Origin of the sequence: Ureibacillus sinduriensis BLB-1 = JCM 15800 (genome assembly GCF_000772955.1) — a bacterium.
Classification (GTDB): Bacteria; Bacillota; Bacilli; order Bacillales_A; family Planococcaceae; genus Ureibacillus; species Ureibacillus sinduriensis.
The window spans coordinates 1-18,888 of the sequence record NZ_JPVO01000050.1 but is presented as its reverse complement, the minus strand read 5'-3'; the positions used below and the strand labels follow the sequence as shown (position 1 = coordinate 18,888).

Annotated in this window: 18 protein-coding genes and 8 tRNA genes; 25 read left to right on the top strand and 1 reads right to left on the bottom strand. The window is 39.0% G+C overall.

What is annotated here, in order from left to right:
• Positions 1-130: 130 nt before the first annotated feature.
• The 5 genes from CD33_RS09795 to CD33_RS09775 all read left to right on the top strand — a co-directional run bounded on the left by CD33_RS09795 (position 131) and on the right by CD33_RS09775 (position 6,993).
• Positions 131-1,204, top strand: a complete 1,074-nt coding sequence (locus CD33_RS09795) for a D-alanine--D-alanine ligase (RefSeq protein ID WP_036200461.1) — start codon at positions 131-133, stop codon at positions 1,202-1,204.
• Between the two features lie 11 nt (positions 1,205-1,215).
• Positions 1,216-2,583 (top strand): UDP-N-acetylmuramoyl-tripeptide--D-alanyl-D-alanine ligase, encoded by a 1,368-nt coding sequence (locus tag CD33_RS09790; RefSeq protein WP_036200460.1) that lies wholly within the window; start codon positions 1,216-1,218, stop codon positions 2,581-2,583.
• Between the two features lie 747 nt (positions 2,584-3,330).
• Positions 3,331-4,866 carry a degradosome RNA helicase CshA gene (cshA, locus tag CD33_RS09785; protein ID WP_036200459.1) on the top strand — a complete coding sequence of 512 codons (1,536 nt, stop codon included), beginning with the start codon at positions 3,331-3,333 and terminating at the stop codon, positions 4,864-4,866.
• A gap of 164 nt (positions 4,867-5,030) precedes the next feature.
• On the top strand, positions 5,031-5,510 hold the full coding sequence (locus CD33_RS09780) for a PH domain-containing protein (RefSeq protein WP_084591313.1): 480 nt from the start codon (positions 5,031-5,033) through the stop codon (positions 5,508-5,510).
• Complete coding sequence (locus CD33_RS09775; RefSeq protein ID WP_036200458.1) at positions 5,503-6,993, top strand: PH domain-containing protein; 1,491 nt, start codon at positions 5,503-5,505, stop codon at positions 6,991-6,993. The genes CD33_RS09780 and CD33_RS09775 overlap by 8 nt, the downstream gene beginning before the upstream one ends.
• Before the next feature lie 53 nt (positions 6,994-7,046).
• On the opposite strand, the gene CD33_RS09770 is transcribed toward CD33_RS09775, so the two are convergent.
• On the bottom strand, positions 7,047-7,652 hold the full coding sequence (locus CD33_RS09770; protein ID WP_036200456.1) for a rhomboid family intramembrane serine protease: 606 nt from the start codon (positions 7,650-7,652) through the stop codon (positions 7,047-7,049).
• A gap of 270 nt (positions 7,653-7,922) precedes the next feature.
• Here CD33_RS09770 and acpS point away from each other — a divergent pair, with 270 nt between their 5' ends.
• From acpS to CD33_RS09670, 20 genes are all read left to right on the top strand, one after another.
• Positions 7,923-8,276 (top strand): holo-ACP synthase, encoded by a 354-nt coding sequence (gene acpS, locus CD33_RS09765; protein ID WP_036200455.1) that lies wholly within the window; start codon positions 7,923-7,925, stop codon positions 8,274-8,276.
• 146 nt (positions 8,277-8,422) lie between these two features.
• Positions 8,423-9,436, top strand: a complete 1,014-nt coding sequence (locus tag CD33_RS09760) for a LolA family protein (protein ID WP_036200454.1) — start codon at positions 8,423-8,425, stop codon at positions 9,434-9,436.
• 216 nt (positions 9,437-9,652) lie between these two features.
• The gene (gene alr / locus CD33_RS09755) at positions 9,653-10,774 is read left to right on the top strand and encodes an alanine racemase (protein WP_036200452.1); all 1,122 of its coding nucleotides are present in this window, start codon (positions 9,653-9,655) and stop codon (positions 10,772-10,774) included.
• A 203-nt stretch (positions 10,775-10,977) separates the two neighbouring features.
• On the top strand, positions 10,978-11,199 hold the full coding sequence (locus tag CD33_RS09750) for a hypothetical protein (RefSeq protein ID WP_084591321.1): 222 nt from the start codon (positions 10,978-10,980) through the stop codon (positions 11,197-11,199).
• Positions 11,200-11,203: 4 nt separating this feature from the next.
• On the top strand, positions 11,204-11,554 hold the full coding sequence (locus CD33_RS09745) for a type II toxin-antitoxin system PemK/MazF family toxin (protein ID WP_036200448.1): 351 nt from the start codon (positions 11,204-11,206) through the stop codon (positions 11,552-11,554).
• A gap of 283 nt (positions 11,555-11,837) precedes the next feature.
• Positions 11,838-12,242, top strand: a complete 405-nt coding sequence (locus tag CD33_RS09740; RefSeq protein ID WP_036200446.1) for an ATP-binding protein — start codon at positions 11,838-11,840, stop codon at positions 12,240-12,242.
• Positions 12,243-12,248: 6 nt separating this feature from the next.
• Complete coding sequence (locus CD33_RS09735; RefSeq protein WP_036200444.1) at positions 12,249-13,244, top strand: PP2C family protein-serine/threonine phosphatase; 996 nt, start codon at positions 12,249-12,251, stop codon at positions 13,242-13,244.
• 75 nt (positions 13,245-13,319) lie between these two features.
• Positions 13,320-13,655 carry an STAS domain-containing protein gene (locus tag CD33_RS09730; RefSeq protein WP_036200439.1) on the top strand — a complete coding sequence of 112 codons (336 nt, stop codon included), beginning with the start codon at positions 13,320-13,322 and terminating at the stop codon, positions 13,653-13,655.
• Complete coding sequence (gene rsbW / locus CD33_RS09725; protein WP_036200437.1) at positions 13,642-14,115, top strand: anti-sigma B factor RsbW; 474 nt, start codon at positions 13,642-13,644, stop codon at positions 14,113-14,115. Before CD33_RS09730 ends, rsbW begins: the two co-directional genes overlap by 14 nt.
• Positions 14,093-14,872, top strand: coding sequence for an RNA polymerase sigma factor SigB (sigB, locus tag CD33_RS09720; RefSeq protein ID WP_036200435.1), 780 nt, complete (start codon positions 14,093-14,095; stop codon positions 14,870-14,872). The genes rsbW and sigB overlap by 23 nt, the downstream gene beginning before the upstream one ends.
• A gap of 207 nt (positions 14,873-15,079) precedes the next feature.
• On the top strand, positions 15,080-17,260 hold the full coding sequence (locus tag CD33_RS09715; RefSeq protein ID WP_036200647.1) for a Tex family protein: 2,181 nt from the start codon (positions 15,080-15,082) through the stop codon (positions 17,258-17,260).
• Positions 17,261-17,370: 110 nt separating this feature from the next.
• Positions 17,371-17,832 (top strand): SprT family protein, encoded by a 462-nt coding sequence (locus tag CD33_RS09710; protein ID WP_036200433.1) that lies wholly within the window; start codon positions 17,371-17,373, stop codon positions 17,830-17,832.
• Positions 17,833-18,083: 251 nt separating this feature from the next.
• A tRNA-Asn gene (locus CD33_RS09705) sits at positions 18,084-18,158 on the top strand.
• A gap of 1 nt (position 18,159) precedes the next feature.
• Positions 18,160-18,234, top strand: a tRNA-Glu gene (locus CD33_RS09700).
• Positions 18,235-18,265: 31 nt separating this feature from the next.
• Positions 18,266-18,341, top strand: a tRNA-Asp gene (locus CD33_RS09695).
• Positions 18,342-18,345: 4 nt separating this feature from the next.
• Positions 18,346-18,420 (top strand) — tRNA-Gln (locus CD33_RS09690).
• A 7-nt stretch (positions 18,421-18,427) separates the two neighbouring features.
• Positions 18,428-18,502 (top strand) — tRNA-Lys (locus CD33_RS09685).
• A gap of 58 nt (positions 18,503-18,560) precedes the next feature.
• Positions 18,561-18,646: transfer RNA gene (locus tag CD33_RS09680), tRNA-Leu, on the top strand.
• A gap of 19 nt (positions 18,647-18,665) precedes the next feature.
• Positions 18,666-18,742: transfer RNA gene (locus CD33_RS09675), tRNA-Arg, on the top strand.
• Positions 18,743-18,761: 19 nt separating this feature from the next.
• Positions 18,762-18,835: transfer RNA gene (locus CD33_RS09670), tRNA-Gly, on the top strand.
• Positions 18,836-18,888: the final 53 nt, after the last annotated feature.

Here is an 18,888-nt window from a genome sequence, read left to right as displayed (position 1 = left end):
GGAACTGAAAAAAATTGAATGTCTTATGTGCAACTAAGGATTAATGCTAAACGTCTTTTCGATAAGCCATGTTTTTTAACAAATTGGTTTCGTGTTAAACTAGAACTACTCAATATTTGGAGGTCAAAAAATGAAAAAGCGCGTTGGTTTACTATATGGAGGGAAATCTGCTGAGCATGAGGTGTCATTATCAACTGCGACAGCCGTTTCAAAAGCGATTGATTATGACAAATATGAAGTGCATCCAATTTTCATAACACTGAATGGTCAATGGCTAAGAGGACCTCAACTGACAAAACCGGTTGATTCAATAGAACAATTACAATTTAAAAGGGATAACAACTCACCAAATAATATTACAGAATTCATTTTAGATAATAACTCACAGGCCGAGTTTGATGTGGTATTTCCACTACTGCACGGAACAAACGGGGAAGATGGGACAGTACAGGGATTATTGGAAGTATTGAATTTCCCGTATGTAGGAAATGGAGTATTGGCTTCTGCAGCAGGTATGGATAAAGTGACGATGAAGCAACTATTCAGTGTTGCGGGGCTAAAGCAAGTTCCCTATATTCACTTTCTTAGAAAAGAGTGGAATGAATCTTCAAAGGAAATTATCGACAAATGTGAAGCTGAGTTAGGTTGGCCGATGTTCGTAAAACCTGCAAATTTAGGTTCCAGTGTGGGTATCAGCAAGGCAACGAATAGTGGAGAATTGGTTAAGGCCATTGAGATTGCCCTCCAATATGACCGCAAAATAATCGTTGAACAAGGGCTTACAGCAAGAGAAATCGAGATGGGAGTACTAGGCAATGACGATCCAAGAGTTTCGGTTGCAGGCGAGATCAAACCGATGACCGATTTTTATGACTATGATTCCAAGTATAAAGATGGATCAACAGCACTGATTATTCCTGCTGAAATCTCTACGGATGTAGAAAGCGCTATGAGAGACATGGCCATCCGCGCATTTAAGATTTTGGATTGCTCAGGACTAGTGCGCTCGGATTTCTTTGTAACGGCAAATAACGAGGTTTATATTAACGAGATAAATACAATGCCTGGTTTTACGCCGGTAAGTATGTATCCGTTATTATGGCAACATACGGATGTAAGTTATCCGCAATTAATCGATCAATTAATTGAGTTAGCGATTGAACGTCATACAGAAAAACAACAATTACAATATAACCGGGATTAGAGTGAAGCGAAATGAAAAGAACAATAAAAGAAATTGCCGAATGGTTAAATGTTGAATGTGCAGGCTATGTGGACACGATTGTAAAAGGTGTCTCGATAGATACGCGAACAATATCGGAAGGGGATTTATTTATACCTTTCCGTGGGGAGTCGGTAAATGGGCATAAATATGTTGATCAAGCATTCGAGAAAGGTGCATCAGCAACTCTTTGGCTAAAGGATGAACCCAATCCACCTAGTGATAAACCTGTTCTATTTGTTGATGATGCAGAAGTGGCGCTGCAGGAAATGGCCCGTGCCTACCGTCATGAACACCGTGCGAAATTTATCGGAGTAACAGGTTCAAATGGCAAAACCTCCTCCAAAGATATAGTAGCTAGTATGTTATCGCCATTTTACAAAGTTCAAAAAACGATCGGCAATTTTAACAACCAATTAGGTTTACCTATTACAATATTGAATCTTGATGAAGATACGGAAATCGCAGTGTTGGAAATGGGGATGAGCGGTTTTGGCGAAATTGAGTTTTTAACGAAACTTGCAAAGCCCCATTACGCGGTAATTACCAATATTGGAGAAGCCCACATGCAAGATCTCGGTTCACGCGAAGGAATAGCAAAAGCGAAGTTTGAAATTATTCTTGGGTTGGATTCGGATGGGATTCTTTTCTTTGATGGAGATGAACCTTTGCTGCAAAACTTGGTAAAGGAACAGTCTGAACTTACGTATAAAGGTTTTGGCTTCGATGCATCCAATAGTTTGGTTGCTAAAGCAATTGAAACCACTGAAAAAGGAAGTCGCTTTACTGTTAGTGGCGAGGTGAATGGCGATTTCTTTATTCCCGTATTGGGAAAACATCAAGTGAAAAACAGTTTGAATGCAATGTTAATTGGCAAGAGTTTAGGTTTAACGGAGGACCAAATCCGTGAAGGTTTATCACAAGTATCGCTGACAGATATGCGTATGCAGTTAGTACCTACCCATAAAGGGATTTTATTCATTAATGATGCATACAATGCGGCACCTACCTCAATGACGGCAGCAATTCAATTTGTTCAGTCTTCTTCATTACGAACGGATAAATGGCTTATTTTGGGTGATATGCTTGAACTGGGTGATGACGAGAAAAAATTTCATGAGCAAATTGCAAATGTCATTGATACAAGTGAAATCTCTAGAGTTTGTTTGTACGGACCGAGGATGAAGTGGCTTTACGACCAATTAAACGAGAAGATAGATGGTGGAAAATTAATCCACACCATGGATGATTATCATGTAATCGAGGAATATATAAATAAGTATGCAAATGAAAAAACGTTAATTTTATTAAAAGGTTCGCGCGGAATGAAATTAGAAACACTTCTGAACTCATTTAAATAAATTGAAGTGAATTAAAGGCACTTTTAGGTCAATCAATGATCTAAAAGTGCCTTTTTGCGTTATAAATTTAATGAGTTTTCGAGCAAGAGGTTTTATGAGATGTATTGAGTGGTAGAAGATGCAATACATGGACAATTAAAAGTTTGCGAATTATTTGTCCACGGGAAGAGCAATATAAAGACTGTACCAGTTAGTCCAAGTGCTTGAGCCTGAGAAAGTGTCAGCTAACCAGTGCCAACTTTTTATAGGGAGAACAATAATGAAATTAGGAGATTACGTCACACATTCATAAGAAATGTTTTAATTCCTGCTGGTCGGGAAAATGATTTGAAAAAGTAATTAACTTATATATGACTAATGGTTTTCTTAACTTTTCGTCATGGAAAACGAAAATTAAGAATATTATAACAAGAGCAATTTCGTTGCAATGCAGTTAAGAGCCGTGATAGACTATGATAAGCAATGGATACATTTTGTGCGAAGGCTCTTCACAAAACATGATGAAGAGTGCTTTTTTTTGAATTTAACGGTTTTATTCTATTTTTACTTAGCTTTAAACATAAGAAGATGGGTAGAATGAACCGCTCGGCAAAGACCGGGCTTTCCCTTTCATATAAAATCGCTCTCTGTAGAAGCAGAGAATTATTAAGTATCGGAAACGTTCCAAAACTTAGGCTCGAAGTTTGCCGCATTTCATCTGAAAATGTAACCATTTGTCAACTTAAAGGAAAAAGGAGATTGAAGAGTTTGACAAATTTTTCAGAATTAAATATTAGCGAATCAACATTACGTTCTTTAAAACGTATGGGATTTGAAGAAGCTACACCAATCCAAGAAGGCACTATTAAGTTTGCATTAGAAGGTCGTGACGTATTAGGTCAAGCGCAAACTGGTACTGGTAAAACTGCTGCTTTCGGAATACCACTTATCGAGAATATCGACCCGAAAAACCCAAATATTCAAGCATTAATTATTGCCCCAACTCGTGAATTAGCGATCCAAGTTTCAGAAGAACTATATAAAATTGGTTATGATAAACGCGTGAAATTATTATCTGTATATGGTGGACAAGAAATCGGACGCCAAATTCGTGCGTTAAAGAATAAACCACAAATTATCGTAGGTACTCCAGGTCGTATTCAAGATCATATTAACCGTCACACATTAAAGCTTGATCAAGTACAAACACTTGTATTAGACGAAGCAGACGAAATGTTAAACATGGGCTTCATCGATGATATTAATGCGATTTTAGAGAATGTTCCAGATACTCGCCAAACATTATTATTCTCGGCTACAATGCCGCCTGCAATCCGTAAAATTGCTAATACATTCATGAAAAATCCTGAAGAAGTTAAAATCAAATCAAAAGAAATGACAGTTGAAAATATTGAGCAATTTTTCGTGAAAGCTCAAGAACGTGAAAAATTCGATGTGTTAACTCGAATCTTAAATGTTCACCAACCAGAGCTTGCAATCATCTTCGGTCGTACAAAACGTCGTGTTGATGAACTATCTCAAGCATTAAGTATCCGTGGTTATGTTGCAGAAGGAATTCACGGTGACTTAAGCCAAGCGAAACGTATGTCTGTATTGCGTCAATTTAAAGAAAATAAAATTGACATCCTTGTTGCAACAGATGTTGCAGCACGTGGTTTAGACATTTCAGGTGTTACACACGTTTATAACTTTGACATTCCGCAAGATCCAGAAAGCTATGTTCACCGTATCGGCCGTACTGGTCGTGCAGGTAAATCAGGACTTGCCGTTACTTTTGTAACTCCACGTGAAATGGGTTACTTGCGTATTGTTGAAGAAACAACGAAAAAACGTATGACACCACTTCGTCCACCAAGTGAATCAGAGGCCCTAGTTGGTCAACAAAAAGTAGCTATGGAGAAGTTGATTGAAATCGTTCAAGCTAATGATTTAAATGAGTACCGTATTTTGGCTAACGAGTTACTGGAAGAACATAATGCGGTTGATTTAGTTGCAGCAGCTATTAAGTCAATGACGAAAGAGCCTGATGAAACACCGGTAACAATTTCTGAAGAGCGCCCATTGCCAGCTCGTAAAGAACGTTCTGGTGGAGGCCGTAGCCGTGGAGGAGACTCTCGCGGAGGCCGTCGTGACTTTGGTCGTGGCGGACGCAGCGGTGGCGGCGGTGCACGTAGAGATGGAGCCCGCAGAGATGGAGGTCGCCGTGAAGGTGGCCGCAAAGAAGGCGGCGGCGGTGGAGATCGCAGACGCTCTTCAAGCACACCACGTCGTCGTGAAGACTAATAATTTAAGAATCATTAAAAAGTGTCCTGTAGGGGCACTTTTTTTTTACCCGCAACACCTTTCCTCGTATATTATTAATTAAGGTTTACACAAAAATAATTTCCAATTTTAATGAAACAAATTTGATATTACATTCGTATAAAGAGGAATGAGAGGGTGATTATGTGCGGGAACAATTAATGCATCAAATACCGAGAAAAGGTTTGACCGTATGGCGGTTATATGGCGTGTTTAATACTTTTGTGGTAGTCATATTAATGGGGGTTGCAAGTTTTTTAACGTATTATTTTGAATGGCCATCGTTTATTTATTACATAGCATTCGTTCTACTTCTAATCGTGGCACTAACTTCCATTTGGCTATTTCCAAAAATTCGTTGGGATCATTGGAGATATGAAGTGCGGGAACATGAGATTGAAATCCAGAGTGGGCTCTTTATAGTTAAACGTACGCTAATCCCGATGGTCCGAGTTCAACATGTTGATACCTCGCAAGGTCCAATATTAAAAAAGTACGATTTGGCCAATATTTCCATTTCAACAGCCGCAACTACACATGTAATTCCGATGTTGGTTACCAATGATGCGGATAGCTTGCGGGCACGTATTTCGATTTTGGCAAGGGTGGCTGAAGATGATGTCTGAGCAACGCTATAAATTGCACCCTATATCCGCATTAGTTGATTTTGTAAAAGGATTGAAGGATTTAATAATTCCTGTTTTAATACTTTTCTTTGCAAACGGCTTTAATGTGAAAATGAACCCAGGGGATGGAAGCTTCTGGACCAATCTCATTCCGCTGGGAATCTTGTTGCTAGTAATATTAATAGGTTTAATCAATGGGATAATAAAATGGTGGACGTACGTGTATTGGTTCGAGGAAAATGAGCTGAGGGTTGAGTATGGTCTGCTAGTCAAAAAGAAACGGTATATTCCGTTTGATCGAATCCAAAGCTTTAATTATAAAGAAGGCATTTTTCATCGAGTATTTGGACTTGTCCAAGTAATGGTGGAGACAGCCGGCGGTACGAACGGCAAGCCCGAGGTTATTTTGACAGCTATAACAAAAGACGCCGCCAACCAAATCGAGCGAGTTACCAGAAAAAGAAATGTAGATGAGCGGGAACCCGAATTACAGGATGATGCACCTCTATCTGTCGAGGAAGTGCCTAAAAGTTCCAGAGTGATTCATAAGATGAACACAAAAGAACTCATCATCCTTGCAACAACTTCCAGTAGTATGGGGGTTGTAATTGCCGGTGTTGGTGCAGTTCTATCACAATTTGCCGAATATATACCTTTCGACTGGATTTTTGAAGAGGTATCACACTTTATCAAATTTGGATTTATTCTTGTAATACTGGCCTCGGTAGTATCATTATTATTCACCTGGGTAGTAGCTGTCATTATTACCTTCATCAACTACTATGATTTTACGGTGATAGAGGAAAACGAACGATTAACAGTTACAAGAGGATTATTGGAAAAGAAGAGAGTAACAATTCCTTTGAATCGCATACAAGCGATAAAAATTGTTGAAAATCCTTTAAGGCAAATATTTGGATTTGCAGCAGTAGCGGTTGAAAGTGCTAGTGGCGGATTTGGGGGAGAAGAAAAGAAAATAACTATTTTTCCACTCATAAGGAAAAAACATTTATATGGTCCGCTTCAAGATTTGTTTCCTCAATTAGAATGGCAGCAAACTTTGACTAAGCCGCCTAAAAAAGCGAAGCCTTTCTTTTATCGGATTGATTTTATTTGGCTCATTCCCGCCATCGCACTTTGCTCATACTTTTGGTTCCCATATGGGATGTTGTCGGTGCTGATTTTTATTCCAGTTATACTAATCGGTTTATGGCAATTTAAAACGACCGGTTTTGCCATTAATGGAAATCAACTAACGATTTGCTATCGTATTTTTAGTCGTGTAACGTTTGTTGTTGAGAAGAAAAGAATTCAGGCTATGGAAAGAAGGCAAACCTATTTCCAAAAGAGAAAGGAAATCGCAACTGTCCAGGTGACAGTAATGTCGGGGTTGACGGGAGCGTCCGCGAAGGTGTCCAATCTTGAAAGTAAGGATGCAGTAGTTGTAACGGATTGGTTTGAAAAGTCTACACTTAATCAGTAAAGCGCATATGAAAAGGCAATCTCATCTAAATATAGAGAGATTGCCTTTTCCCGTTATTTTTGTCTCCAACGAATGATATTCTTCGGGGAAAAATAGGATAAACCAAGCAAGAAACCAGTGATTAGGCCGCCTAAATGTCCAGTAACATTAATGTTAGGTGATATAAATGTAATAATCACACTAATGATAATGAGAGGCATGATAACTTGCTTCAGCTGTGGCATGGTACGGCGCGTATAGTAGACAAGCGCTGCAAAGGCCCCGAAGATACCATAGATTGCTCCGCTGGCACCTACACTTGCGTACAGACCGTCCTGTAATACAAATGTTGCCATATTACCAAAGATGCCTGCTAAGAAGTATATCGTTAAAAATCGCATTTTACCGGCAATTTTTTCGAGTTCAGGCCCAAATAAGAATAACGAGAACATATTAAACAATACATGCATAAAACCTGCGTGAAGAAATAATGAAGTGATAATTCGCCACCATTGGCCGTCACCGATTAAGTAATTGACACTTGCCCCTGAGTAAAAAATTTCATCACCGATATTAGGCAGCATTGTTATAATAAAGACAATGAAATTTATCGCAATAATTGTTGATACAACAGGATATAGCTTTAAAAACTGCTTGAAATTTTCTCTACGAATAAACATATATTCACCTCATATCAAATACGCCTTGGCAAATTTGTACCTGAAATAGGCACAATCAAATACTGTCCGAAGTTTTAGTGATCTTTTTCGATAGCTTCCTAAAAAAATCAGGGCAGACGCCGCACGTTTTAACTTCATTCAGTTTGGGAAACTAATCGGCTTTTTTATCTATTGCAAACATCCATGACATTTAAAAAGTCGACAATCACAAGAATGAAGTTAAAATTATTATACATTGTATTTTATTAATAATAAAAGGAGAACTTCCATATGATAAAAGGAATTGGACTAGATATAGCAGAAATCCCAAGAATTAAGAAAGCGATGCATCGTTCGGAGAAATTTGTGCAAAGAATTCTAACCGAACGTGAATTGAACTTATTCAACCTACTATCTGAACTACGAAAAGTTGAATTTTTAGCAGGGAGGTTTGCAGCGAAGGAGGCATTTTCAAAAGCAAATGGTACAGGCATAGGGAAAGGTTGCGAGTTTCACCAGATTGAAGTATTGAAGAATGATTTAGGTAAGCCTACTTTATTTTTTAACGGAGAATTAGTGAGTGGACATGTCAGTATCACACATACAAAAGAATATGCAGCAGCTCAAGTTATACTAATGGAGTAACATGAGAGATAAACACTGTGAATCAAATTCAATAGCAAAATTGTGATGATTAATTTGTTAAGTTGTCCAAAAGTGATAGCATAAAGTTATCCATCCACTCATATATTTGACGTATCGGAGCTGAAAGTAGAAGAAAGGATGGAGTTTTGCGACACAAATTAACCTTATTTTTTGTCATGTTGTTAGGAGTGCTAATGCTTGCAGCTTGTGGGGAGGATTCACAGGAGGATGTTCTGCAAAATCTAAATGACAAGTGGAACGAAGTGAAGGGATACGAACTAGATGCCACGATGGAAATCAAAACAGGTACCGAACCAAGAGTTTATGATGTGAACGTATGGCATACTGAACCAGAATTTTACCGTGTGAAAGTAACTCAGCAAGGTGAAGATGTTACACAGATGATTATTCGAAATGATGAAGGGGTGTTTGTAGTGACGCCTTCATTAAGAAAAACGTACAAGTTCCAGAGCGAATGGCCGAAACAAAATAGCCAAGCCTATCTGATTGGCGCTTTGGCAGAAGATTTGTTGGCTGATGACGGTTTGACAATGGAGGAAGATGAGAAGAATTATATCTTCACAGCAGCAACAAGAAATAATCATAAGAGCATTATGCCAACGCAAAAGATTGTTGTGGACAAGAAAACAATGCTGCCAACTTCCGTTTCAGTGGTGAACGAGGCGCAAGAAGAACAAATGGTGATCACTTTTAAAAATATTGATTTAGGAATGCAACATAAGAAAAGCGAATACGCAGTAGAAAATTTCTCCGAGTCCAATGAAGAAGAAAAAGCTAGTGCAAGTGCAGAAGTTCCAACAGATTTCCAAACATACTATCCAAATTTAAATTGGGATAATACAAAATTGGCAGATGAAGAAGCGGTTATGGAGAATGGAAGAGAGCGTGTGATACTAACTTTCGAAGGTGAAAAATCATTCACACTCGTTCAACAACCTGTTGAATTCGGCGAAACAGCAACGCTTCCAGTATATGCACCTGGTGATCCGGCAGATTTAGGCTTTACTATTGGGGCAATTACGGAAAACTCAATCAGTTGGGAACGTGATGGTGTATCATTCTTTATCGCATCCAATAATCTAACTCAGGAAGAAATGGTTGAAGTTGCGGCATCCGTTACAACGGGTGGATTAAAATAAAATCGTTTACTATTAAATAATTAATTTTTAGATATACAAATATAAATTTGAGAGGTTAGTCTTTGATGGTGGCAAGGCACGTTCTTAGGCTAACTCTCTCTTAATTTCTTTCGAGAATAAAGTGGTAGACAAGAACTTGTATAAAAAATAAAATAAAGAAAAATGTAATTTACAAAAATTTGAAGTTTATAAATACTAAAAGAGGGAATATCCAAAATGCAAAACATAAAGCACTTCCGACCAACCAAAGCCATCATCAATTTAGATGCAATAAAACATAATGTGAACCAATTAAAAGAATATTTAAACCCTGGAGTTCAAATAATGGCTGTAGTGAAGGCTAATGCATACGGGCATGGAGATATTGAAGTTGCGGCAGCAGCTATTGAAGCCGGTGCAACCGTGTTGGCGGTAGCGACACCGGAAGAAGCGCTCCATCTTCGGGAAGCATACCGTGATATTGATATTTTAATTTTAGGTTATGTCCCTGTATCGTTTGCACCTCTAGCTGCTGTCGAAAATATAACTCTAACGGTATTTTCTACTGATTGGGTGGAACAAGTAAATACATTAACGTTTAAGCATCCCTTAAAGGTACATATTAAGGTTGATACAGGCATGGGTAGAATAGGTGTCACCAATCTCGAAGATTTACAGAACCTATATCATGAAATTGTACTTTCTGAAAAGTTACTTGTGGATGGGATATTCACGCACTTTGCTACTGCGGATGAAGAGGATGAAACTTATTTCCTTCATCAAGTAACCAAATTTGAAGAGTTCTTAAGGTCTTTGCCTAAAAGACCGAGACTTGTGCATGCAGCCAATACAGCGACGATGCTTGTAAAAGATCAAACTCTTCAATACGACGCGGTAAGATTTGGTATTTCTATGTATGGTCTAGCACCCTCTGCTTATGTGAAAACAAAATTACCGTTCCCATTGCAACCTGCTTTCTCATTAGAAACAGAACTTATTGAGGTAAAGGAAGTCCAGGCCGGTCAATCGATTGGTTATGGAGCAGCCTTTACAGCATCCGAACCGTCTTTCATTGGAACAATCCCTATTGGCTATGCAGACGGTCTGATTCGAAAATATAGTGGCCAACATGTATTAATAGATGGCGTACGCGTACCAATCATCGGAAGAATTTGTATGGATCAATGTATGTTATTATTACCAATTGCATATAATATAGGTAAAAAGGTAACTTTAATAGGAAAACAAGAAGACGAAGAAATTACAATTGATGAATGGGCGAAAAAAGGGGATACAATTAACTACGAGGTTCCTTGTATCATCACTTCGAGAGTGCCTAGAATCTACTACAAAAAATAGTAAAATGCGACAAATACTTTGACAAAAACCAATAAAACTACATGTATAGCCATATTTTTTAATAATTATCTTTTCAACATATCATTTCGATGATAGAATGAGAAAAGAATTGAAATGGTACGGTTTTTGTGGAGGTGCTTGTTTTGTACGCGAAAAAAGTAGAAGAAGTAAAGGAAGTATTAGAACTTCCTCAAGAGTTGTTAATGGCATTTAATACACTTGAGCATAAATCACGAGATACGGAAAGTTTTGTGTATATTTCATCTCGTAGATTGTCTACGCACAAGCAACCAAATCAAATACGGGAAGCTTTAATGAAAGGCTATGTGGAAATGTCGCAAATCAACCTGAATATTTGTAGCGAATGTCTACATGCAGAGTATGAAGCGGAACATATGGTGGAGCGTCTCGTAAGCGGGGGATGACATTTTGATTGTGAAACGAGGGGACGTGTTTTTTGCAGATCTCTCTCCAGTTGTGGGATCTGAACAAGGCGGAACGAGGCCCGTATTAATCCTTCAAAACGATATAGGTAACAGATTTAGTCCAACTGTAATCATCGCTGCGATTACTGCGCAGATTCAAAAAGCAAAATTGCCGACTCATGTCGAAATTGATGCCAAAAAGTATGGTTTCGAACGAAACTCGGTAATTTTGCTTGAACAATTGCGTACGATAGATAAGTCCAGGTTGACGGATCGAATTACCCAATTAGATGATGAGCTTATGGAAAAGGTGGATGTTGCACTGGAAATAAGCCTAGGATTATTGAAATTTTAATACATAAAATGTGAAGGAATGACCTAAAGAAGAAATTCTTATAGGTCATTCTTTTTTTATGCAAAAAGATTTGAATATTTGGGTATCTATATAAGAGCTGAGTTTCTATTTATTGAGTTTGCCAATAAAGTGTAGTTTGCACAAAATCTTTAGTCTATTTATCAAACTAGATTTGATGTTATGATATTTGATAATATATATAATAGAATTATTAACTTTTATACATATTTGCTAGAATTATAGTATGCGTCCGTTAATTCCAAGGCAATATGGGGGTGCAGTGATGAGAGAAGCAAGAGTAGTAGAGATAGTGACGGAACTAGATATAGTAACTGCACGCAAGCTCGGTCGAGATGAGGCAAAAGAAATTGGATTCAACGATGTGGATCAATCTAGAATTACGACAGCGATAGGTGAACTCGCAAAGAATATTTTATTATATGCCCATGCTGGTAAAATCGTTATCGAAGAGGTCGAAGAAAACGGCTTGAAAGGGATTGCCATTTCATCGATTGATAAAGGCCAAGGGATGAAAGATGTCCACAAAGTCTTGGAAGATGACTATTCCTCGACAAGTGCGGGCGCAGGATTACCTGCTGTTAAAAGGCTTGTAGATTTAATTGAAATTGAATCAAGGGTCGGCCAGGGGACTACTATTAAGGTTGTGAAATGGCTAGTTAGGGTGTGAATTTAATTGGAGCAGATACGAAAACAATATAAAAAAATTCTATCAGATTATATCGGAAATCAGAATGAGAGCGATTTATATATTGGCCAAAATTTTATTAAACGGATGATCCAAAAAAATGTAACGCCGGAAGAAGTGATTAGTATCCATAAGCAAGCGCTGGAAGAAGTATACGATGATTTGCCCGACTCGGTACTGCATGGATACGATTTTCTAATAGAAGTAATGGTGCATTTCGGATTGAAAGTTCAGGAGCATCAAAGTCTGTTGGCCAAACAAGAAGAACTTCGGATTGAAATGGAAATTGCAACGAAAATTCAAAATTTATTGCTGGAAAATGAGATTCCGAAACCTCGTTCTGTTGATATCGGCATGATTTCGGTACCTCTCCGAAAAATGAATGGCGATTATGTTCATTTCATGCACGATGATGAACGTTTTTTAAGCGTTGCCGTGACAGATGTAGTAGGTAAGGGGGTACCGGCAGCATTATGTATGTCTATGGTGAAATATGGATTGGACACTTTGGAATATGCAAACAGCAATCCCTCCTATGTGCTGGAAGTATTGAATAGGACTATAGAAAAAAGTATCGATGACAGTATGTTCGTCTCGTTATGCTATGTACGTTATGATTTGTCAACCAACGTGCTTACTTGGAGTTCTGCCGGACACGAGCCATCCTTGTACTATGACGGAGAAAGCGAATCTTTTTACGATCTGGAGTCGAAGGGTCTGTTGCTCGGCATATTGCCGGAAGCAAAATATACCCAACAGGACCTTGATTTGAAAAACGGCGATTTCGTCATTCTGATGACCGATGGGGTAACAGACTTTCGTAATAAAGAAGAATTTGATTCCCGTGAAATAATCAAGGAACTTGCTTTAGCCAACCGCCATCTTACTGCCCAAGAAATGTGTGAAGTGATTTATAGCGAACTTCAGAAGCTGCATGACTTTAAATTGGAAGATGATTTTACGGTGGTAATTATAAAAAAGTAATTTTTTTAAAATTATAGGTTTAAAGATTGCAATCTGGGGAAAAGACCATTAGGTAATTGTGGGAGGTGTCTTAAAATGAATGTTAATGTACAATTTCGAGAAGATGGGGATTTACTGTTAGGATACATTGAAGGTGAAATTGATACGTATACAGCACCAATTTTAAGAGATGAGCTTGAGATGATCCGTATAACGGAGGGCTTACTTGTAGAATTGGATTTATCGAATGTTAATTATATGGATAGTACAGGTCTTGGGGTTTTCGTGGCATTTTATAAGAAAATTGTGAAGGAGAATGCCAGTTTAAAATTAGTTAACTTGTCCGCAAGGTTAACAAGGTTATTTGAAATAACAGGACTTAGTGAATTAATGGAAATAGGAAAAGGTGGGGCAACCAATGCGCGCATTTGACTACATCGAAATTAGAGTTCCTGCAAAGCCGCAATACGTTAGTGTTATAAGATTAACTGTTTCAGGATTAGCTTCACGTGTTGGTTTTTCCTATGACGAAATTGAAGATATGAAAATTGCCGTAAGTGAAGCGGTGACAAACGTGGTACAACATGCTTATGGGAGCCATGAGGATGGAGAAATTGTTATCGGTGTGGCACTATATGCTGATAAAATTGAGGTCATGGTATCGGATTACGGACATAGCTTTAACTTCGAAGAGATAAAATCACAGATTGGTCCATATCAGGAAGATGAAAGTGTTGAATTATTAAGAGAGGGCGGACTAGGGCTTTACTTAATGGAGACATTAATGGACGAGGTCAGAGTGAACAACAACGAAGGTGGAGTCACTGTTTTCATGACAAAATATGTCACGAGAGAGCAGGTGAAAGAAAATGTCCAGTCAATCACCAGATAACCGAAACTCTACTGAGCAAATATTAGAATGGATAGAACAATATCAACAATCAGAAGAGCAAGCGCCTTTAGATCACTTAGTAATTCATTACAAGAATTTAGTGGAGTCGATTGCTAGGAGATATTCTTACGGCAAAACGAATTACGAGGACATGGTCCAAGTGGGGATGCTTGGATTGCTAGGGGCGATTCGACGTTTTGATACGTCTATGGGTAGAAGCTTTGAAGCTTTTGCTGTTCCGACGATCGTTGGAGAAATTAAACGATTTTTACGTGACAAAACGTGGGATGTTCATGTACCTCGACGTATTAAAGAACTTGGTCCAAAAATTAAAACAGCTGCAGAATATCTAACCACTAAACTGCAATATTCTCCTTCTATACAGGAAATTGCCGAATATTTGGAAGTAGAGGAAGAAGACGTTCTAGAGGCAATGGAAATGAGCAAAAGTTACCATGCTCTTTCGATGGATCATTCCATTGATGCGGATTCTGAAGGTGGTACAGTCACGTTGATGGATGTTATAGGAAAAGAAGACGATGGATTCGAAAGGACGAATCGTCGGATCGTTGTTTCGGAAGCGATGGAAACCTTGGAAGAACGTGAAAAAGAGATTTTAAAATTAACTTATTATGATCAACTCAGTCAAAAAGAAGCAGGAGAAATGCTAGGTATTTCTCAAATGCATGTATCGCGCATCCAACGGAAGGCAATTAAGAAATTACAACAAGTCATTACTGCAGATGGTGTTGTGTAATAATGGTTGAGGAATTTAATATGCTGGACAAGTCTACCCCCGAAGAACGAGGGTAGGCTTTTTTATTGAGGAAAATTGACTAACTCCTTCATGAATAGCCACTGAAACGTTCAATAATAGAAGAAAGAGGACATTAAATGGTAAACTAAGATTATGTCGTCATACTAGAAATGTTTCATTTATGAAAATTTGAAAGGCTGTGGAATGATGGAAGTACAGAAAATGCTGCAAATGATAGCAACAGAAACAAAAGTAAAGCCACAACAAGCTGAAGCTGTTATTAAATTATTGGAGGACGGGAATACCGTACCCTTCATAGCCCGTTACCGTAAGGAAGCAACAGGTTCATTGGATGAAGTTCAAATTAAATCCATCGAAGATCGATATCATTACATACAACAGCTAGAACAACGAAAAGAAGAGGTCATTCGATTAATAGATGAACAGGGGAAATTGACAGGTGAGCTTCAAGCATCGATTCAAGGTGCCACAATCTTGCAGCGAGTTGAAGATCTATATAGACCCTATAAACAAAAAAGGCGAACAAAGGCGACGATTGCCAAAGAAAAAGGTTTAGAACCTCTGGCAGACGAGTTATTAAAATTCACAAGAAAAGAAGTTGAAATGGTAGCCTTCCCATTCCTTGACGCAGAAAAAGGAGTGGATACGGTTGAAGATGCTTTAACTGGTGCAAAGGATATATTAGCTGAGAGATTTGCAGATGATCCTCAAGTTCGCGATCAAATACGAAAACTTTCTTGGAGAGAAGGGAAGATCGCCACTTCAGTTAAAAATGCTGAAAAGGACGAGAAAAAAGTATTTGAAATGTACTATGAGTATGAAGAACCGGTAAAACAAATTGTTCCTCATAGAACGCTGGCTCTCAATCGTGGCGAAAAAGAAGATATTATAAAAGTGGCAATTCATGTTCCTCTAGATAGAGTACTCCAAATTATGGAGAGAGCCTGGATTCCTTTGAACTCATCCTCACCTGCCTTGCAGCATGTAAAAGAAGCTGTGGAAGACAGCTATAAACGATTGATTCAACCTTCAATTGAACGTGAATTGCGGAGTGAGCTAACAGAAAAAGCAGAAGAACAAGCAATTCATATTTTTGCTGAAAATTTGAAGAGCCTATTATTACAGCCACCAATGCGCGGCAAGATGGTCTTGGGTGTAGACCCGGCCTATCGAACTGGCTGTAAATTAGCGGTGGTGGATGAAACAGGCAAAATGCTGGAGGTAACAGCGATTTATCCACATCCTCCGAAACCAGATGTAGCAAAATCAAAAGCAGTGATGAAAGCTTTACTAGAGAAATATCCGATATCGATAGTGGCGATAGGTAATGGCACGGCTTCGAGAGAGACAGAACAGTTTGTTGCTGACGTATTGAAAGAAGTTGAGCAAGAAATTGCCTATGTCATTGTAAATGAAGCGGGGGCTTCTGTTTACTCTGCTTCCGAAGTGGCGCGAAGTGAGTTTCCGGAATTGCAAGTCGAACAAAGAAGTGCCGTTTCGATTGCTCGCCGGTTACAAGACCCACTATCAGAACTTGTGAAAATTGAACCGAAGGCAGTGGGCGTCGGCCAATATCAACATGACGTGTCGCAAAAAAAACTGGCTGAATCTTTAACGTTCATAGTAGAAACTGCGGTTAACCAGGTAGGGGTAGATGTGAATACCGCTTCTGCGTCCCTTCTGCAATATGTATCCGGCTTATCGAAAACCGTTGCAGAGAATATAATAAATGCTCGAAGTGAAGGCGGAAAATTTACATCTCGCGCGCAATTAAAAAAAATCCCCCGTTTAGGTGCCAAAACATATGAACAGGCGATTGGCTTTTTACGTATCGCGGAAGCAAAAAATCCCCTGGACGCAACCGGCATTCACCCGGAAAGCTATAAACTGGCCGAAGATATATTATCAAGTGCCGGGTTGACGAAAAAAGATGTTGGATCAAAACATTGCGAGGAAGCTCTTGCCGCATTAGATGTAAAAGCTTTAAGTGAACAACTTGCTGTTGGCGAAGTAACTGTGAAAGACATTGTAGACACATTAATGAAGCCGACACGGGATCCACGCGATGCCTTCCCTCAGCCTTTATTAAAGACAGATGTTTTAAAGATGGAGGACTTGCAAGTAGGTATGGAATTGCAAGGAACAGTCCGCAATGTCGTCGATTTTGGCGCATTTGTTGATATCGGGGTAAAACAAGATGGTCTGGTTCATATTTCCAAACTACAGAAACGTCGCATCAAGCATCCATTAGAGGTAGTTTCTTTAGGGGATATTGTAACAGTATGGGTAGACAAAGTAGAAGTAAATAAAGGTCGTATCGCATTAACAATGATAGCGCCTGAAAAGCAAGTCGAATTAATTCAGTAAATGGATGAATCGATGACCCCCGGCTAATTAAATATGGCCGGGGTGTAATTATGTGCGATAAGGGGACAGTTTGTATTCAAATGATAGGGTTACGTTAAAGGGGGATATAGATGACTGATCAAGAACTTCAATCGTTGGTGGAGGAACTCTCGCTACATTATTTTGAACAGCCATTTTTGCACAAGGCATATTTTAATAATAGATTACGAACAACTGGTGGAAGATACCTTCTTAGAAGTCATAATATTGAGTTTAACAAAAAGTCTTATGACATCTTTGGGCTCGAAGAATTGCGGGGAATTATCTTACATGAACTCTGTCATTATCACCTGCATATAAGGGGTATGGGTTATAAGCATCGGGATGCGGATTTTCGGACACTGTTAAAAAAAGTCGGAGCACCTCGGTTTTGCTCAACGATTGTGGAAAACAAAAAGAGAACAAATACAAAAACATACATATATGAATGTGTTGATTGTAAACAGAAATATCCACGAAAGAAAAGAATGGATTTGAACAAGTACCGATGCGGTAATTGCAGGGGACGTTTAATAGAACAAATAGCCGAATAATCCTTTGTGGCAATCGAAGAGTCATAAAAGGCGGGAACTTTTAATTTGGTACATAATAAAATGTATGCTTTCTTCAAAAAGTGTACATTATAGGAAAGCTATTCTTTTACTATAAGTGTATGAAGGCATGATATATAAGCGTTTCGCACATGCAGGAAAGAAAGTGAAAAAAGTTTTGGCAAAAGTGTTGACTTTATCTAAAAGTGTCTCTATAATAATAAAAGTCGACAAGATAAGTCGAAAACGAATATTCCGAAGTAGCTCAGTGGTAGAGCAATCGGCTGTTAACCGATCGGTCGTAGGTTCGAGTCCTACCTTCGGAGCCATGGCCCGTTGGTCAAGTGGTTAAGACACCGCCCTTTCACGGCGGTAACACGGGTTCGAATCCCGTACGGGTCACCACTTAAATTTAATATCATAGAAGAAACAATTTGGTCCCGTGGTGTAGCGGTTAACATGCCTGCCTGTCACGCAGGAGATCGCCGGTTCGATCCCGGTCGGGACCGCCATTGTTGGGGTATAGCCAAGCGGTAAGGCAACGGATTTTGATTCCGTCATGCCCAGGTTCGAATCCTGGTACCCCAGCCATTTGTAAGAGCCATTAGCTCAGTGGTAGAGCATCTGACTTTTAATCAGAGGGTCGAAGGTTCAAGTCCTTCATGGCTCACCAGTTTTTATTCTTGACACTGTTTGAGAATAGTGTATAATTATAGAGTCTTCATTTAAACGCGGTCGTGGCGGAATGGCAGACGCGCTAGGTTGAGGGCCTAGTGGGGGCAACCCCGTGGAGGTTCAAGTCCTCTCGGCCGCACCAAGTAGCACATTTCAAATACGCGCCCGTAGCTCAATTGGATAGAGCGTCTGACTACGGATCAGAAGGTTGTGGGTTCGACTCCTGCCGGGCGCGCCATTTTATATTAAATTAATATGCGGGTGTAGTTTAATGGTAAAACCTCAGCCTTCCAAGCTGATGTCGTGAGTTCGATTCTCATCACCCGCTCCATAATACATGAACCTTGAAAACTGAACAACAAAACGTTAATGATATCGTTTCTT

Bases quoted from the DNA above. Each gene is read 5' to 3' on its own strand.
- CD33_RS09795 (WP_036200461.1), top strand. From the start codon at position 131: ATGAAAAAGCGCGTTGGTTTACTATATGGAGGGAAATCTGCTGAGCAT.
- CD33_RS09790 (WP_036200460.1), top strand. From the start codon at position 1,216: ATGAAAAGAACAATAAAAGAAATTGCCGAATGGTTAAATGTTGAATGT.
- CD33_RS09775 (WP_036200458.1), top strand. From the start codon at position 5,503: ATGTCTGAGCAACGCTATAAATTGCACCCTATATCCGCATTAGTTGAT.
- CD33_RS09770 (WP_036200456.1), bottom strand. From the start codon at position 7,652: ATGTTTATTCGTAGAGAAAATTTCAAGCAGTTTTTAAAGCTATATCCT.
- acpS (WP_036200455.1), top strand. From the start codon at position 7,923: ATGATAAAAGGAATTGGACTAGATATAGCAGAAATCCCAAGAATTAAG.
- alr (WP_036200452.1), top strand. From the start codon at position 9,653: ATGCAAAACATAAAGCACTTCCGACCAACCAAAGCCATCATCAATTTA.
- CD33_RS09750 (WP_084591321.1), top strand. From the start codon at position 10,978: ATGGCATTTAATACACTTGAGCATAAATCACGAGATACGGAAAGTTTT.
- CD33_RS09740 (WP_036200446.1), top strand. From the start codon at position 11,838: ATGAGAGAAGCAAGAGTAGTAGAGATAGTGACGGAACTAGATATAGTA.
- CD33_RS09730 (WP_036200439.1), top strand. From the start codon at position 13,320: ATGAATGTTAATGTACAATTTCGAGAAGATGGGGATTTACTGTTAGGA.
- rsbW (WP_036200437.1), top strand. From the start codon at position 13,642: ATGCGCGCATTTGACTACATCGAAATTAGAGTTCCTGCAAAGCCGCAA.
- sigB (WP_036200435.1), top strand. From the start codon at position 14,093: ATGTCCAGTCAATCACCAGATAACCGAAACTCTACTGAGCAAATATTA.
- CD33_RS09715 (WP_036200647.1), top strand. From the start codon at position 15,080: ATGGAAGTACAGAAAATGCTGCAAATGATAGCAACAGAAACAAAAGTA.
- CD33_RS09710 (WP_036200433.1), top strand. From the start codon at position 17,371: ATGACTGATCAAGAACTTCAATCGTTGGTGGAGGAACTCTCGCTACAT.